This window comes from Methylobacterium sp. UNC300MFChir4.1, assembly GCF_900110155.1.
Lineage (GTDB): Bacteria > Pseudomonadota > Alphaproteobacteria > Rhizobiales > Beijerinckiaceae > Methylobacterium.
On record NZ_FOCS01000012.1, the window covers coordinates 149,844 to 165,248 of the forward strand.

A 15,405-nucleotide genomic window follows, 5' to 3' on the forward strand; every position below is an offset into this window, starting at 1 on the left:
GGTGCCGGGAGAAAGCGCGAGGCGCCGCGCGAGCCTGCGGCTGAGTACGGACAAGTTGCGGCCAAGCCTCTGCGCACGTCCGCAGATGCGGTCCCTGCCGTCCTCATGGCCTCCTCCCAAGCGCTGAGCCGGCCTCACGCTCGCGCCGGCGGCATCATGCACACTTCTTAGGCGTACGCACGCGGTGCGGAGGACGGATCCGCCCGGAAAGCTGACGAATCCACGGTATAGAAAACGACGACGCCGCCCCCCGCGGTATCGGGAGGCGGCGTCGGACTGAAATCCCGGTTCGTGACCGCGGCTTACTTCGTCAGCTCATTGCCGCTGTAGTCGATCTTGCCGTCGGGTCCCTTCTTCCACTCGTACATGACGTAGTCGGGCCGGGTGATGTCGCCCTTCTTGTCGTAGGCGATCGGCCCGACCACCGTGTCCACCGGCTTGCCCTGGTGCAGCCATTCGGCGAGCTTCTTCCCGTCGCTGGAGCCGGTCTCGGCCATCGCCTTCGCGAGGACCTGCACGGCCGCGTAGGAGTAGAGCGTGTAGCCCTCGGGATCGATGTTCTTGGCCTTGAAGGCCGCCAGCGCCGCTTTGGCGTTCGGGTTCTTCCGGGCGTCCGGCGGGAAGGTGGTCAGCGTGCCCTCGGCCGCGGGACCGGCGATCGCCACCAGCTCGCGGTCGACCATGCCGTCGCCGCCCATCATCGGCGCCTTCAGGCCCTGATCGCGCATCTGGCGCAGGATCAGCCCGGCCTCGGTGTAGTAGCCGCCGAAATAGACGACGTCGACGTTGGCGGACTTCAGCTTGGAGACGAGCGCCGAGTAGTCCTTCTCGCCCGGGTTGATGCCCTCGGACATGACCTCCTTGCCGCCCTTGGCCTTGAACGCCTTCAGCGTCTCGTCGGCCAGCCCCTTGCCGTAGGGGGTCTTGTCGTGGACGAAGGCGACCTTCTTGCCCTTGAAGTGATCGGCCAGGTAGTTGCCGGCGACGGCACCCTGCTGGTCGTCGCGGCCGCAGGTGCGGAACGTGTTCCACATCCCGCGCTCGGTGAACTTCACGTTCGTGGAGGCCGGCGTGACCTGGATGATGCCGGCGTCCAGGTAGACGTCGGAGGCCGGGATCGACACGCCGGAATTGTAGTCGCCGACGACCATCTTCACGCCGTCGCTGGCGAACTTGTTGGCCACCGAGACGCCCTGCTTCGGGTCGGAGGCGTCGTCGCCGACCGTGACGGTCAGCGTCGTGCCCTTCAGCGTGCCGGCCTTGTTGAGGTCCTCGACCGCCTGGCTCGCGCCGTTCTTGAGCTGCGCGCCGATGGCGGCGCTGTTGCCGGTGATCGGCGCGGCGACGCCGAGCTTGACCTCGGCGGCCTGCGCGGCCGCCGCCATGGCGCCGAGGGCGAGCCCGGCCAGCAGAATCGATCTCATCGCGTACTTCCCCTAAGTGTCAGGACCGCACGTGCGGATCCGGCCGCACTCATCGGACCTCGCCGGCCGCGGGCGCCCGTGCGCGCCATGTCAGCGGTGAGGTCTTCTCGTAGAGCCAGCGGTACTGGCTCGTCATCTGGCGCGTCCGCGTGTAGCGGAAGCCCGCAGCGCCGATGATCATGACGATGACCGCGTCGACCGCATAGTAGTGCAGCGACAGCAGGGTGCCCGAAAACAGGGCGTAGTGAATGAAGCGCACGGCGGCTGCCACCAGAAGCAGCGCCAGGGCGCATTGCCAGAACGGCCGCCAGCCCCGGGCGATGCCGCGGGCGGCCATCCATCCGGCCCACCCGCCCATCACGACGGTCACCAGCAGGAACAGCCAGGCCGACGGCTCCTCGTACAGGATCCCCTGCAGCATGCTCATGTGATGTCCGGTCGATTGCTTCGGTTAACGCGCCCCTCGCCGTCATCGCGAGCGCAGCGAGGTGACCTGGGGCAGCGCAGCCTCGAAAGGTGGGGCGCCGCCCTGGATTGCTTCGCTCCGCTCGCAAAGACGGGGATGCCAATGGCATCAACCGAGAACGGCATCATGCCCCGACCGGGCCGGCATGGCCCCCCTCCAGGTAGGCGGCCTGGACGTTCGGATCGTCGAGCAGCGCCCGACCCGTCCCGCTCATCGTGACCCGACCGTTGACTAGCACGTAGCCGCGATGGGCGAGCTTGAGGGCGTGGTAGGCATTCTGCTCGACGAGGAAGATCGTCATGCCGTCGGTCCGGTTCAGCTCCCGGATCGCGTCGAAGATGCCCTTCACCACGAGCGGCGCGAGGCCGAGCGACGGCTCGTCGAGCAGCAGCAGCCGCGGCCGGCTCATCAGCGCCCGGGCGATGGCCAGCATCTGCTGCTCGCCGCCCGACATGGTGCCGGCGCGCTGGTTGAGGCGCTCCTTGACCCGCGGGAACAGGGTGCAGACCTTCTCCAGATCCTCGGCGAAGAAGCGCCCGTCATGGAGCGCAGCGCCCATCTGGAGGTTCTCGTAGACGGTCATGCGCGGGAAGACCCGGCGCCCCTCCGGCGACTGGGCGATGCCGAGCCGGGCGATGGCGTGGGTCGGCAACCGGGTGATGTCGCGGCCATCGTAGGTGATCGTCCCCGAGCGCGCCTGGGGGCTGCCGAAGATCGTCATCATCAGGGTCGACTTGCCGGCGCCGTTGGCGCCGATCAGCGTGACGATCTCGCCCTCGGCCACGTCGAGATCGACCCCGCGCAGGGCCGCGACGCTGCCGTAATAGGTCGAGACGTCGCGCACCGCGAGGAGCGGCGGCTTCCGTCCCGCCTGGATCGCCCGCGTCTCCTCGACGAGGACGTTGATGCCGGCGACGCTCATGCCGAGGCTCCCGTGTGCGCCGCGTCCCCGTGCGGCACGGTGATCCCGACCTCGGCCTCCACGGCCTCGACCTCCTCGTCCTCGACGCCGAGATAGGCGGCGATCACCTTCGGGTCGGCCCGCACATCGCCGGGGGAGCCGTCGGCGATCTTCACGCCGTAATCGAGCACGACCACGTGGTCGGAGATCTCCATCACCACCGACATGTCGTGCTCGATCAGCAGCACCGAGGTGTCGTGCTCGTCGCGGATGTGGCGCAGGAGGCCGTTCAGCTCGGCCGATTCCCGCGGGTTGAGGCCGGCCGCCGGCTCGTCGAGGCAGAGCAGCACCGGGTCGGTGCACATCGCCCGGGCGATCTCCAGGCGCCGCTGCGCGCCGTAGGGCAGGGCGCCCGCCGGATCATCCGCCCGCTTCATCAGGTCGATGCGCTCGAGCCAGGCCTTGGCCCGCTCGATCGCCGCGGCCTGCGCGTCCCGGTAGGTCTTGAGGCCGAGCAGCCCGAGGATCGTGTAGCCCGAGGCCCGCATCAGCGGCGCGTGCTGGGCGACGAGCAGATTCTCCAGGACGGTCATGCCCTGGAACAGGCGGATGTTCTGGAAGGTGCGGGCGACCCGCGCAGTGCGGTTCACCTTGTGGTTCGGAAGCCGCTCCAGCAGGTGCGCCGTGCCGTCGGCGTGCGCCAGCGTCAGCATGCCCTCGGTGGGCTTGTAGAAGCCGGTGATGCAGTTGAACACCGTGGTCTTGCCGGCCCCGTTCGGGCCGATCAGCGCGGTGATGTCGCCGCGGCGCGCCTCGAAGGACAGGTCGGAGACGGCGGTGAGCCCGCCGAACCGCATGGTCAGGTGCTCGACCGTGAGCACCGGCGGGGGGAGGGGGGACGTCGCCATCAGCCGTGCCCCTCGCTGACATGGGCGCCCGAGACCGCGCGCCGCTGGCCGAGCGACACGGACGGCATCCGCTCCGAGATCAGGCCGCGCGGCCGCCAGACCATCATGGCGACCATGGCGAGCCCGAACAGCAGCAGCCGGTACTCGCTGGGGTCGAAGCCCTCGCCGAACACGGCCTTCAGGAACCCGAGATTGCGCAGCATCTCCGGCCCGCCGACCATCGCCACCGCGGCGATCGCGACGCCGACCTGGCTGCCCATGCCGCCGAGGACGACGATCGCCAGGATGATGGCGCTCTCCAAGAAGTTGAAGCTCTCCGGGCTGATGAAGCCCTGGCGCACGGCGAAGAACGAGCCGGCGAAGCCCCCGAAGGCCGCGCCCAGCGCGAAGGCCGTGAGCTTCGTGGCGGTGGTGTCGATGCCGAGCGAGCGGCAGGCGATCTCGTCCTCGCGCAGGGCCTCCCAGGCCCGCCCGATCGGCAGGCGGCGCAGGCGCAGGGTGACGAAGTTGGTGATCAGGGCCAGCCCGAGGATCAGGTAGTACAGGAAGATCAGCCGGTGCATCGAGTCGTACGGGATGCCGAAGGTGGCGGCGAACCCGCCCTCGCCCGCCGTGAACGGGATGCCGAAGAAGGTCGCCCGCGGGATCGACGAGATGCCGGCCCCGCCGCCGGTGACGTCGGTCCAGTTGATCAGGACCAGGCGGATGATCTCGCCGAAGGCCAGGGTGACGATGGCGAGGTAGTCGCCGCGCAGCCGCAGCACCGGGAAGCCGAGGATCATGCCCCACAGGCCGGCGAACAGGCCCGCCAGCGGCAGGCAGACCCAGAACGACAGGCCGAAGGTCGTCGACAGCAGCGCGTAGGAATAGGCCCCGACCGCGTAGAAGGCGACGTAGCCGAGGTCGAGCAGGCCCGCGAGGCCGACCACGATGTTCAGGCCCCAGCCGAGCATGACGTAGGTCAGGATCAGGATGCCGAGGTCGATCCAGTAGCGGGCCGAGGACAGGCCGCCGGTCGCCAGCGCGGAGATCATCGGCAGGGTCAGCGCGACGAAGATGAACAGCCAGAGACCGACCTTCGAGGTCTTCTGGCCCGCGTCGGGCTCGCCGTGCACCGCCTCGGTGGCCTGGGCCGGGGAAGGGGTCAGCGCCCGCCGCGCGTCGCGGCGCAGCAGCACGAGGCGCTGGACGAGGCGCAGCACGAAGATCGCCGCGCAGAGCGCCGCCACCAGCCCCCAGCGCGGCACGAGCACCAGCTCGCTCCCGGGCCCGGGATCGGTCCGGTAGGCGATGATCGGGACGCAGAGGCCGAAGGTGACGAGGGCGTAGAGGGCGGCGTCGCGCAGGATGCCGGCCATCGCGGAGCCGGGGAGAGCGTTCTGCGAGGCGGCCATCAGACTTTCTCGACCTCGGGCCGGCCCAGGATGCCCGACGGCATGAAGATCAGCACGATCGCCAGGATCGAGAAGGCGGCGACGTCCTTGTACTCGATGGAGAAATAGGCCGACCAGAAGGTCTCGATCAGGCCGATGATCAGGCCGCCGAGCACGGCGCCGGGCAGCGAGCCGATGCCGCCGAGCACCGCCGCCGTGAACGCCTTCACGCCGGGCACGAACCCGTCCGAGAAGGACACGACGCCGTAGTACATGAGGTAGAGGACGCCCGCGACGGCCGCGAGCGCGGCGCCGAGCATGAAGGTCAGCGAGATCGTGCGGTCCACGTCGATGCCGAGCAGCGCCGCCATCTTGCGGTCCTGCTCGCAGGCGCGCTGCGCCCGGCCGAAGGGCGTGCGCTGCACGAGGTACCAGAAGCCGGTGAGCAGCACGGCGGTCACCGCCATGATCAGCACCTGCTTCCAGGCCAGGAACACCGCGTAGCCGTCGCGCTCGAACAGCGTGATGCCGCCCGACAGCATCGGCGGGGTCGGCTTGTTGCGCGCGCCCTGCACGACCTGCACGAAGTTTGACAGGAAGATCGAGACTCCGATCGCCGAGATCAGCGGCGCGAGGCGGAACGAGCCGCGCAGCGGCCGGTAGGCCACCCGCTCGATCGCCCAGCCCCACAGGGCGGTCAGCACCATGGCGACCACCAGCACCACCAGGAAGGCCAGCGCGATGGAGCTGACCCCGAGCCAGACCGTCAGCAGCAGGAAGGTGATGAGCGCGATGAAGCAGGAGACCATGAAGACGTCGCCGTGGGCGAAGTTCACCATGCCGATGATGCCGAACACCATCGTGTAGCCGATCGCGATCAGGCCGTAGATCGAGCCGAGCGTCAGCCCGTTGATGAGCTGCTGTACGAAGACGTCCATGAACTCTCGCGCGCAGGTTGCTTGGGCCGCCTACGGAGAGCGCAGGCAGCTTGGCGGGGCAAGTCTCGTACCGCAGCCGTAGCACACCGGCCACCGGTTTCATCGCCGCCCGAGCGTCGCGTGAAAACAGTCGACCACGCCAGTAACGCCCCCTGGCCGGGCTTGCGTGTGGCGCAGTTCCTGCGACACGTTAACGAATTGCAATGCTCGATCATCCCGGGCCCAGGCGAGGAGCAGTACCGATGGCAGGGTCGCGACTCACGACGATGATCTTCATCGGCATGCTCCTCGGCATCGCCGTGGGCTACGCCTGCAGCATCACCTGGCCCGATCCGCAGACCGCCAAGGAGATCGCCGGCTACATCGCGCTGGTCTCCGACGTGTTCCTCCGCCTGATCAAGATGATCATCGCGCCGCTGGTCTTCTCCACGCTGGTCGTCGGCATCGCCCATCTCGGGGATACCGCCTCTGTCGGCCGGGTCGGCGGTAAGGCGCTGCTCTGGTTCGTCGGCGCCTCGTTCTGCTCTCTGATGCTCGGCCTCGTCATGGTCAACCTGATGCAGCCCGGCCACAACCTGAACCTGCCGCTGCCCGATGCCGGGGCCGGCACCGGGCTCAAGGCGGCCTCGCTCTCGCTCAAGGAGTTCGTGACGCACCTCGTGCCGAAGAGCGCTGTCGAGGCGATGGCCAACAACGAGATCCTGCAGATCGTGGTCTTCTCGATCTTCTTCGGCGTGGGCCTCGCCGCCCTCGGCGAGAAGGGCCGCCTGCTCGCGCAGGGCATCGAGGGCATCGCCGACGTCATGCTCAAGGTGACGGGCTACGTGATGATGTTCGCCCCCGTGGCGGTATTCGCCGCCATCGCGGCGACGATCACCACGCAGGGCATCGGCGTGCTCGTGACCTACGGCAAGTTCCTCGTGGAGTTCTACATCAGCCTCGGCGTGCTCTGGACGCTGCTGATGGGCGTCGGCTTCCTGCTGCTCGGGGGCGGCGGCATCATGCGCCTGTTCAACCTGATCAAGGAGCCCTTCGTGCTGGCCTTCTCGACGGCGTCGAGCGAGGCCGCCTACCCCAAGATGCTCTCGAACCTGGAGAAGTTCGGGGTGCCGAACCGGATCACCTCGTTCGTGCTGCCGATGGGCTACTCGTTCAATCTCGACGGCTCGATGATGTACTGCACCTTCGCGGTGATGTTCATCGCGCAGGCCTACAACATCCCGCTGAGCTGGGGCCAGCAGCTCACGATGCTTCTCCTGCTGATGGTGACCTCGAAGGGCATGGCCGGCGTGCCGCGCGCCTCGCTGGTGGTGATCTCGGCGACGCTGTCGCACTTCAACATCCCGGAGGCCGGGCTGCTGCTGATCATCGGGATCGACCAGTTCCTCGACATGGGCCGGTCGGCCACCAACGTGCTCGGCAACAGCGTCGCCACCGTGGCGGTCGCCAAGTGGGAGGGCCAGCTCAGCACCACCGACCAGCGCCTCGACCATGTCGGCACGGTGGCCTCGCCCGCGGAGTAGGGGCCGGTCCGGGGAAATCTGCGCGCGCCGCGATGGCGGGCGCAGGACGGCCGCTCTGATGAGCGCTCTCACGGGTGCCCTGAATCGCGGCGTGGCTTGTTCGGTGCCCTTCGGAGGCGGAGTGATGACGATGCGGCTCGTCGCGGTTCTGGCGCTGGCGCTGGCGGCGACGCCCGCCTCCGCCGTCGAGGTGCTCACCGGGACACTCAGGAGCGTCGCCGAGCGCGGAGAGATCGTCCTCGGCTACCGGGAGAGCTCGGTGCCGTTCTCCTTCGTGGAGGGCAAGCAGTCGGACGGGAGCCCCCGACCGATCGGCTACGCCATCGACCTCTGCGGCGAGATCGCGGACGACATCCAGGCGGCGATCGGCCGGCCGGTGAAGATCCGCTACGCACCGGTCACGGCCGAGAGCCGCATCGAGGCGGTGACCTCCGGCAAGATCGACCTCGAATGCGGCTCGACCACCGCCAATGCCGAGCGCCGCAAGCAGGTCGCCTTCTCGCCGGTGGACTACATCAGCGCGACGCAGCTGCTGGTGAAGCGCGGATCGGGCATCGCCTCCTACCGGGATCTCGGCGGGAAGACCGTGGTGGTCACGGCCGGCACCACCAACGAGAAGGCCGTGCGCGACCAGTTCGCCCGCCTGAAGATCGACGCGCAGGTGGTGACGGCGCCCGACCACGCCGCCTCCTACGCGATGGTCAAGGCCGGCAAGGCCGACGCCTTCGCCACCGACGACGTGCTTCTCTACGGGCTGATCGCCACGGACGCGAAGGACGGGGCGAACTACACGGTGCTGCCCGACAAGCTCTCCTACGAGCCCTACGGCATCATGTTCCGCAAGGACGATCCGGAATTCGCCGGCCTCGTGCAGCAGACCTTCACGCGGCTCGCCGAGTCGCGGGCACTGCGCTGGACCTACGAGCGCTGGTTCCTCAAGCGCCTGCCCAACGGCGAACGCCTCGACATCCCGATGTCGAACGACCTGCGGGTCAGCTTCCAGCTGATGGGCCTCGACGGGGGCGAGTGACCGGCGCGGGGACAGGCGCGACGACCGGACGGCGCCTCGCTTTCGCCCAACCGGCACGCGAGGAAGACGCGGCCTGATCGCTTCCCTCCCGCCGCGAGCGTGCCACCGTCCATGCTGATCGCCGCGCCCTGCCCGAAACCGCTCGCCCTGGCGCTGGCCGCCGCCCTCGGCTGCGCCGCCTCGGCGGCCTCCGCCCACCCGCACGTCTGGGTGACCGCCAAGGCGCAGCTCGTCTACGCGGACGGCAAGCTCGTCGGCGTCCGCGACACGTGGAGCTTCGATCCCGAGTACACGGCCTTCGTCACGCAGGGCCTCGACACCAACAAGGACGGCAAGCCCAGCCCGGAGGAACTCGCCGGGCTCGCCGCCGAGAACACCGCCAACCTCGCCGAGTTCGGCTACTTCACGAAGCTGAAGGTCGGCGGCAAGGAGCAGGCCTTCGGCGATCCGAAGGAGCCGGCGGCGCACATGGACGACCGGGCGCTGGTCATGACCTTCCTGCTGCCCCTGAAGACCCCGGTCCAGCAGGGGCGGGGGGTCGCCGCGCTGGAGGTCTACGACCCGACCTACTTCGTCGCCTTCTCGTTCGCCGAGGGCGCGGACGCCGCCACCCTCGCGGGTGCGCCCCAGGGCTGCGCCGCCACGGTCACCCGGCCGAAGACCGAGCAGCCGAAGACGGCCGATGCCGGGTCGCCGGGCATGACCGAGGCCTTCTTCGAGGCGCTCACCGCCGCCTCGACCTACGGGGTGCAGTTCGCCAGCCGGGTTCTCGTGGCATGTCCGTAGGCATCGGGATCGTCGCCCCCGCCGGGGCGGGACGGCTGGGGCTGAGGCTCGGCCTCATGGCCGCGGCCATCGCGCTGGCCGCGCTGCTCGCGGCCGCGATCGCGTGGCTGGTCGCGCCCGGCCTCGCCGCGCCGCCGCCGCGCTCGCCCTTCGGGATCGGCTTCCGCGAGGCCGCGCCGGCCGCCACGGGTCTCGGCGGCGTCATCCTGGCGCTGCAGGCGAGCTTCTCCCGCAGCCTCAACGCCGCGGTGAGCGCGCTGCGGGGCGGCGGCAGCTGGACCCCGCTGATCGGCCTCGCCTTCGCGTACGGCGTGTTCCACGCGGCCGGCCCGGGCCACGGCAAGGCGGTGATCGCCGGCTACATCCTGGCTGGGGAGCGGGCGCTCCGGCGCGGCGCCGCGCTGAGCGTCTGCGCCGCGCTGCTCCAGGCCTGCGTGGCCGGGGCGATCGTCGGCCTCGGCACGCTGGTCCTCAACGCCACGGCGGCGAGCATCACCCGGGCCGGCACCCTGATCGAGACCGTGAGCTTCGCCCTCGTCGCCCTGATCGGGCTGGTCCTGACGTGGCGCAAGGCCGGTCGCCTCGCCAATCTCGGCGCGGGTTGCGGCCCGGGCTGCAGCCACCTGCCGGAACCGCAGGCCCTCGACACCCTCGACACGTGGCGCGAGCGGGCCGGCGTGGTGCTGGCGGCCGGGACACGCCCCTGCGCCGGCGCCGTGCTGGTCCTCGTCTTCGCGGTGTCGCAGGGCGTGCCCGGCGCGGGCGTGCTGGCGGTCCTGGCGATGGCGCTCGGCACCGCGCTGACCACGACGGCCCTGGCCTGCCTCGCGGTCTTCGCCAAGCGGATGGCGCTGCGCCTCGCGGGCGGACGGGGACAGGCCGGCCTCCTGGCGCTCGGTGGCCTCGAACTCGTCGCCGCCGCCTTCGTGCTGGTCCTGGGCGCCGCGATGCTCTCGGGCCTCGCCCCGGGCCTCGGCGGCTGAAGGGCCTCGCCTTCCGGGGCGCGGCGTGCCACGCTGCGCGACCGAGACGGAGCGCGCGCCGATGCATCCCGACTTCGCGACGATCCTGAACTGGCGTCTGCTCGCCGGATCGCATCCCTTCCCCGGGCCAGACGGCGGGACCTGCATCAACGAGGCCGCGATGGTGGCCGCGGGCCTGCCCTACCGGGCGATCCGCTCCAGCGCGGACTGCCCACCCTGCTTCTCGCGGCCGGCCGCCGCCTACGCCCTCGGGCTCAACGACGCCATGCCGGACGAGGTGCGGCCGCAGCTGATGGCCTTCGTCCTGCGCCTGTCGGGCAGCGCCGACACGGCGGAGATCGAGGCCGCCCGCACCCGGCAGCTGGCGCTGGAGAGCGTCCGCCGCATCCTGGCGCCGCTCTGCGCGGTCGCCGGGATGGTCGAGGACGCGGAAGCCTGCTCCGGCGCGCCGGACTGGCCCGCGGCCCTGGCGGCGGCCCGCGCGGCCGCGTGGCGGGGCGGCGCGCGCGCGCAGGCGGCGGCCCAGGCGCGGCGCTGGCGGGAAGGCGCGCTGACCGCGGCGGTGTCCCGCACCGCGACGGCGGCGGAACGCGCCGGCGAGGATGCGCGCTGCGCCGCCGAGGTGGCCGAGGGGGCGGCGCCGTTCCTGACCGGAGCCTGGGCCGAGGCCTGCACGATCCTCGCGGAGGCCCTCGCCATCGGCCGGCAGGCGCCGGAGATCGCCGTCGCCGGCGCCCGTCAGCGCATGGACGCGGCGCGCGCCCGGGTGCCGGCCTGATCAGGCCGCCGCGGGCGCGGCGTCGAGATCGAAGTCGATGGTGCCGCAATTCTCCAGGAACGTGCCGGTGAGGTGGTAGAAGAACGTCCCGTGGCCGACCACCGCGATGGTGGTCTCCGGCCGGGCCCGCAGCCAGTCGCGGAACGCCGCGACCCGGGCGTCGAATAGGGGGCGGGGCTCCACTGGGTAGCCGCCGACCTCGCAGCCCGGCTCCGCGTGCCACCAGACCTCGGGCAGGTGCCCGACATCGAGGTGGGGGAAGTCCGCGGCGATCTCCGAGGCGGCCCGGCCGACATCGCAGCTGCTCTCCTGGCACTCGCGGTGCAGCACCTCGACCAGCACCCGCGGCCGGCTCGGATGCTCGCCGAACAGGATCGCCGCGGTCTCGATGGCGCGGGTCAGGGGCGAGACCACCACGAGATCGAAGGGGATCGGCCGGAGCCGCTCCCGCGCGGCCCGGGCCTGGGCTTGGCCCAGCTCGGTCAGGCGAGCGTCGGGCAGGCCGGGATCGCCGCCCCCGTGCCGGTGGGCCGCGTTGAAGGTCGACTGCCCGTGGCGGATGCAGACGATGCGGGTCTTGTCCTGCATGGATCTCGAAGACGTTCCGGAGAGGGAATGGCGGACCGGACCGGTCAGGCGAAGCGGCCGCCGCGCTGGATGACCTCGATCTTGTAGCCGTCCGGGTCGGTGGCGAAGAAGAACCGCGCGAGCACGTCGTCCCCGTGCTTGAGGGTCTTGACGTCGGTGGCCGTGAAGCCCTCGCGCCGGTGCCGGGCGTGCTCGGCCTCCACGTCGTCGACCACGAAGGCGATGTGCCCGTAGCCGTCGCCGAGATCGTAGGGCTTGTCGCGGCCCTTGTTCACCGTGAGCTCCAGCTCGAACGGCGAATCCGGATCCCGCATGTAGACGAGGGTGAAGTCCGGGAAGTCGAACCGGCCGGACACCGCGAGACCGAAGGCACGGGCATAGTAGTCGCGCGCGCGCTCTTCCTCGAGGACGCGGATCATGGCGTGGACGGGCTTGGACATGCGCGCGGAGTTCCGTGGGCACGCCGGCGGCGTGCAACGCCCACTATGTGGCGCGATCCGCAGCCGCGAAAAGGCCGGTGGCGCGGCGCCGGGGTCGCGCCCCGGGACGTCGGCCACGAGCTGTCGAAGAACCCGGCCTTTATCGACCGATCCCATACTTCATATCCTAGATCAATATCTGATCTTTAAATCGTTCCAAGCAGCGTATTGGAGTCAATATATTGAGAGATACGCTTGTATAAAATGTCGCAAGACTTTTCGAATCACAAACAAAACTGCACAATGATATTTCTCATTGACACAAACGCGCTTCCAACGCTTTATCGACCTCGACGACCAAAGTGAATCCCATGAGATCATGAGGCCGATCATCGATCGAGCGAAGGGATTTCAGGACAGTGATACGCTTATCCAATATCAATATACTTCCAAAGATTGCTGCCGTTATCGCACTGATAAGCGTGATTGTCGGCGGATGTATCTGGTACGCTCAGGCGCGGATGACGGTCATCGACGACCGCTACAGCGAGTTCCTCGCCCGCGAGGCGACGGCGGTGGCGGAGGCACGCAGGCTGAACCGCCTGGTGATCGAGTTGAACTACTGGGTCTACCGGATCATCGCGGAGACCGATCAGGGCCAGATGCAGGCCGCCAACAGCGGCTTCGAGGCCGCGCTGCCCGCGGTGAGGGCGCTCCTTCCGAGCCTCCGATCGCACGCGCCGACCTTCGCCGCGCGCATCGATGAGCAGGCCGCGCGGATCGAGCGCTATCTCAGGGACGTGAGCGAGGTCCGCCGGCTGGGCACTGCCAATCAGAACGAGCAAGCCATCGCGCTGATCCACACGGCGATCGATCCGACGTTCTCCGGCTTGCTGACCGACGGCAACCGGATGGCCGAGGACATCGATACGTACATGCAGAGGGGCTCGGGCGACCTGACCGATCAGACCAACGAGACCCGCCGGACGCTGATGATCGTCAGCGGTCTCGGCATGCTGGCGGGGCTGCTGGCGGCGGTGTTCATCGCCACGGTCGGGATCACGCGGCCGCTCGACCGGCTGGTCAAGGTCCTGCAGCGGATGGCGCAGGGCGAGGTCGAGGCCGAGATCACCGAGGCCGCCCGAAGGGACGAGGTGGGCGCCGTCGGCAAGGCCGTCGAGGGTATCAAGGTCATGGTCGCCCGTAAGGCCGCCGAGGAAGCCGAGATGAAGCGCCGCGCCGACGAGGCGGCAGCGGCCGCGCGCAGGCGGACCATGGTGGAACTCGCGGACGGGTTCGAGCGGGCCGTGGGGAGCATCGTCGGGATGGTCTCGTCCTCGGCCACCGAGTTGCAGGCCACGGCCCAGACCATGACGTCGAGTGCGACCGAGACGGCCAGCCAGTCCACCACGGTGGCGGCCGCCGCCGAGCAGGCCTCCGCCAACGTCCAGACCGTGGCGGCCGCCGCCGAGGAGCTGGGCACCTCCGTGCAGGAGATCGGCCGGCAGGTCCTCGGCTCGGCCAACCTCGCGCAGGCGGCGGTCGGCGAGGCGGACGAGACCCAGCACCTCGTTCAGGCGCTCAGCCAGGCGGCGACGCGCATCGGCGATATGGTCGGGCTCATCGCGAACATCGCCGGCCAGACCAACCTGCTGGCGCTGAACGCCACGATCGAGGCGGCGCGGGCCGGCGAGGCCGGCCGCGGATTCGCGGTCGTCGCCGCCGAGGTCAAGGAGCTGGCCGGCCAGACCGCCCGGGCCACCGAGGAGATCAGCCAGCAGATCGGCCAGATCCAGGGTGTGACCGGCCAGGCGGTCTCGGCCATCGACACGATCGCCGCCCGGATCCGCGAGATCGACGCGGTCGCCGCCACCATCGCGGCGGCGGTCGAGGAGCAGGGCGCGGCCACGCAGGAGATCGTCCGCAACGTCTCGCAGGCGGCGGCCGGCACCGACGAGGTGACGAGCAACATCGCCGGCGTGGCGCGGGCCTCGGAAGAGACCGGCGCCGCGGCAGCCCAGGTTCTGGGAGCAGCCGGCGAGCTGTCGCGCCAGTCCGAGCATCTGGGCGTCGAGGTCTCCCGCTTTCTCGGGTCGGTCCGGGCGGCCTGAGGCCGATCAGCCGCCGACCCGCAGGACCTGCGTCCGGGTGCCGGCCTGCGCGAAGGCGTCCGGGTCCGCGCCGGTCATCCAGACCTGCCCCGGGAGGGCCTCGAGGGCCTCGAACAGGCCGGCCCGGCGGCGGGGATCGAGGTGGGCCGCCACCTCGTCCAGGAGGATCAGCGGGGCGATGCCGCTCATGGCCCGCACCAGCCGCGCGTGGGCGAGGACGAGGCCGATGAGCAGCGCCTTCTGCTCGCCCGTGGACGCCGTCCCGGCCGGCACGTCCTTCGGGCCGTGGCGGACCACGAGGTCGCTGCTCTGCGGCCCGATCAGCGTGCGGCCGGCGGCCCGGTCCCGATTGCGGCCGTTGCGGAGCGCCATGCGGTAGCGGTCCTCGGCCTCGAGGGCCGGCCAGACAGCGACCAGATCGTCGAGGTCGCCCTCGAGGCGGATGGCCGCCCAGGGGAAGGGCTGCGCGTCGTCCCGGGTCTCGGCGATCAGCCGGTCGAGGCGCTCGGCGGTCTCGCGCCGGGCGAGCGCCACGGCGACGCCGAGCTCCGCGACCTCCCGCTCCACCGCGTCGAGCCAGCGGTCGTCGTCGGGCCGCTCTTCCAGCAGGCGGTTGCGCGAGCGCAGGGCCCGCTCCAGCGCGGAGACCCGGGCGCCGTGGGCGGCGTCGACCGCCAGCACGAGACGGTCGAGGAACCGCCGCCGGTCTCCGGCCGCCCCGCGGAACAGGCCGTCGAGGTCGGGGGTCAGCCAGACGACCCGCAGGAACTCGCTGAACGCCACCGGCGAGGCCGCGGTGGCGCCATCGATCCGGCACAGCCGGCTCGCGCGCCCGTCGGGACCCGGCGGCTCGAGCCCGGTGCCGAGCCGGTGCTCGGCGCCGTCGCGGTCGAGGGTGAGCGAGACCGCGAATCCCCCCGGGCCGCCGCTGCGCGCCATGGCGGCGAACTCCGCCCGGCGCAGGCCCCGGCCCGGCACGAACAGCGAGAGCGCCTCGAGCAGGTTGGTCTTGCCCGCGCCGTTCTCCCCGACCAGCGCGACGAAGCGGGCCTCGGGCGTCAGTTCGAGGTCCGCGTGGTTGCGGAAATCGCGGGCGATCAGGCGGGTGACGCGCAGGCTCGACCCGTCGAGCTCGTCCCGCGGATCGCGGATGTCGCTCATCGGTGAACCGAGGGGT

At 70.4% G+C, this 15,405-nt stretch carries 15 protein-coding genes; 6 read left to right on the top strand and 9 right to left on the bottom strand.

All coding sequences use genetic code 11. The features are described 5' to 3' along the window. Window positions 1–302: 302 nt before the first annotated feature. The 6 genes from BMY19_RS17595 to BMY19_RS17620 form a co-directional block, all read right to left on the bottom strand. Window positions 303–1,424, bottom strand: coding sequence for a branched-chain amino acid ABC transporter substrate-binding protein (locus tag BMY19_RS17595; RefSeq protein WP_020094229.1), 1,122 nt, complete (start codon window positions 1,422–1,424; stop codon window positions 303–305). 49 nt (window positions 1,425–1,473) lie between these two features. Next, window positions 1,474–1,842: a DUF6867 family protein gene (locus BMY19_RS17600; RefSeq protein ID WP_026605095.1), complete on the bottom strand. Its 369-nt coding sequence runs from the start codon at window positions 1,840–1,842 to the stop codon at window positions 1,474–1,476. Window positions 1,843–2,014: 172 nt separating this feature from the next. Further along, the gene (locus BMY19_RS17605; RefSeq protein ID WP_100252441.1) at window positions 2,015–2,812 is read right to left on the bottom strand and encodes an ABC transporter ATP-binding protein; all 798 of its coding nucleotides are present in this window, start codon (window positions 2,810–2,812) and stop codon (window positions 2,015–2,017) included. Then, window positions 2,809–3,699, bottom strand: coding sequence for an ABC transporter ATP-binding protein (locus tag BMY19_RS17610; RefSeq protein WP_100252442.1), 891 nt, complete (start codon window positions 3,697–3,699; stop codon window positions 2,809–2,811). Before BMY19_RS17610 ends, BMY19_RS17605 begins: the two co-directional genes overlap by 4 nt. Further along, window positions 3,699–5,093: a high-affinity branched-chain amino acid ABC transporter permease LivM gene (livM, locus tag BMY19_RS17615; RefSeq protein WP_020094233.1), complete on the bottom strand. Its 1,395-nt coding sequence runs from the start codon at window positions 5,091–5,093 to the stop codon at window positions 3,699–3,701. Before livM ends, BMY19_RS17610 begins: the two co-directional genes overlap by 1 nt. Next, window positions 5,093–6,010 (bottom strand): branched-chain amino acid ABC transporter permease, encoded by a 918-nt coding sequence (locus BMY19_RS17620; protein WP_100252443.1) that lies wholly within the window; start codon window positions 6,008–6,010, stop codon window positions 5,093–5,095. Before BMY19_RS17620 ends, livM begins: the two co-directional genes overlap by 1 nt. Window positions 6,011–6,252: 242 nt before the next feature. Between BMY19_RS17620 and BMY19_RS17625 the strand changes: the two genes are divergently transcribed. The 5 genes from BMY19_RS17625 (at window position 6,253) to BMY19_RS17645 (ending at window position 11,110) form a co-directional block, all read left to right on the top strand. Beyond that, a complete protein-coding gene (locus tag BMY19_RS17625; protein ID WP_100252444.1) occupies window positions 6,253–7,533 on the top strand; it encodes a dicarboxylate/amino acid:cation symporter in 1,281 nt (426 codons plus the stop codon). A 124-nt stretch (window positions 7,534–7,657) separates the two neighbouring features. Then, complete coding sequence (locus tag BMY19_RS17630; RefSeq protein WP_100252445.1) at window positions 7,658–8,563, top strand: amino acid ABC transporter substrate-binding protein; 906 nt, start codon at window positions 7,658–7,660, stop codon at window positions 8,561–8,563. A gap of 111 nt (window positions 8,564–8,674) precedes the next feature. Further along, on the top strand, window positions 8,675–9,349 hold the full coding sequence (locus tag BMY19_RS17635; protein WP_100252446.1) for a DUF1007 family protein: 675 nt from the start codon (window positions 8,675–8,677) through the stop codon (window positions 9,347–9,349). Beyond that, window positions 9,340–10,332: a nickel/cobalt transporter gene (locus BMY19_RS17640; protein ID WP_100252447.1), complete on the top strand. Its 993-nt coding sequence runs from the start codon at window positions 9,340–9,342 to the stop codon at window positions 10,330–10,332. The genes BMY19_RS17635 and BMY19_RS17640 overlap by 10 nt, the downstream gene beginning before the upstream one ends. 61 nt (window positions 10,333–10,393) lie before the next feature. Beyond that, window positions 10,394–11,110, top strand: a complete 717-nt coding sequence (locus BMY19_RS17645; RefSeq protein ID WP_100252448.1) for a hypothetical protein — start codon at window positions 10,394–10,396, stop codon at window positions 11,108–11,110. Here BMY19_RS17645 and BMY19_RS17650 read toward each other — a convergent pair whose 3' ends face one another. Together BMY19_RS17650 and BMY19_RS17655 are read right to left on the bottom strand one after the other, a co-directional pair. Further along, complete coding sequence (locus tag BMY19_RS17650; protein WP_020094240.1) at window positions 11,111–11,698, bottom strand: histidine phosphatase family protein; 588 nt, start codon at window positions 11,696–11,698, stop codon at window positions 11,111–11,113. Window positions 11,699–11,742: 44 nt separating this feature from the next. After that, a complete protein-coding gene (locus tag BMY19_RS17655) occupies window positions 11,743–12,138 on the bottom strand; it encodes a VOC family protein (protein ID WP_020094241.1) in 396 nt (131 codons plus the stop codon). 398 nt (window positions 12,139–12,536) lie between these two features. Here BMY19_RS17655 and BMY19_RS17660 point away from each other — a divergent pair, with 398 nt between their 5' ends. Continuing rightward, a complete protein-coding gene (locus tag BMY19_RS17660; RefSeq protein WP_100252449.1) occupies window positions 12,537–14,228 on the top strand; it encodes a methyl-accepting chemotaxis protein in 1,692 nt (563 codons plus the stop codon). Between the two features lie 6 nt (window positions 14,229–14,234). On the opposite strand, the gene recF is transcribed toward BMY19_RS17660, so the two are convergent. Then, window positions 14,235–15,389 carry a DNA replication/repair protein RecF gene (gene recF / locus BMY19_RS17665; RefSeq protein WP_091681201.1) on the bottom strand — a complete coding sequence of 385 codons (1,155 nt, stop codon included), beginning with the start codon at window positions 15,387–15,389 and terminating at the stop codon, window positions 14,235–14,237. Window positions 15,390–15,405: the final 16 nt, after the last annotated feature.

Bases quoted from the DNA above. Each gene is read 5' to 3' on its own strand.
- BMY19_RS17595 (WP_020094229.1), bottom strand. From the start codon at position 1,424: ATGAGATCGATTCTGCTGGCCGGGCTCGCCCTCGGCGCCATGGCGGCG.
- BMY19_RS17605 (WP_100252441.1), bottom strand. From the start codon at position 2,812: ATGAGCGTCGCCGGCATCAACGTCCTCGTCGAGGAGACGCGGGCGATC.
- BMY19_RS17610 (WP_100252442.1), bottom strand. From the start codon at position 3,699: ATGGCGACGTCCCCCCTCCCCCCGCCGGTGCTCACGGTCGAGCACCTG.
- livM (WP_020094233.1), bottom strand. From the start codon at position 5,093: ATGGCCGCCTCGCAGAACGCTCTCCCCGGCTCCGCGATGGCCGGCATC.
- BMY19_RS17620 (WP_100252443.1), bottom strand. From the start codon at position 6,010: ATGGACGTCTTCGTACAGCAGCTCATCAACGGGCTGACGCTCGGCTCG.
- BMY19_RS17625 (WP_100252444.1), top strand. From the start codon at position 6,253: ATGGCAGGGTCGCGACTCACGACGATGATCTTCATCGGCATGCTCCTC.
- BMY19_RS17630 (WP_100252445.1), top strand. From the start codon at position 7,658: ATGACGATGCGGCTCGTCGCGGTTCTGGCGCTGGCGCTGGCGGCGACG.
- BMY19_RS17635 (WP_100252446.1), top strand. From the start codon at position 8,675: ATGCTGATCGCCGCGCCCTGCCCGAAACCGCTCGCCCTGGCGCTGGCC.
- BMY19_RS17640 (WP_100252447.1), top strand. From the start codon at position 9,340: ATGTCCGTAGGCATCGGGATCGTCGCCCCCGCCGGGGCGGGACGGCTG.
- BMY19_RS17645 (WP_100252448.1), top strand. From the start codon at position 10,394: ATGCATCCCGACTTCGCGACGATCCTGAACTGGCGTCTGCTCGCCGGA.
- BMY19_RS17650 (WP_020094240.1), bottom strand. From the start codon at position 11,698: ATGCAGGACAAGACCCGCATCGTCTGCATCCGCCACGGGCAGTCGACC.
- BMY19_RS17655 (WP_020094241.1), bottom strand. From the start codon at position 12,138: ATGTCCAAGCCCGTCCACGCCATGATCCGCGTCCTCGAGGAAGAGCGC.
- recF (WP_091681201.1), bottom strand. From the start codon at position 15,389: ATGAGCGACATCCGCGATCCGCGGGACGAGCTCGACGGGTCGAGCCTG.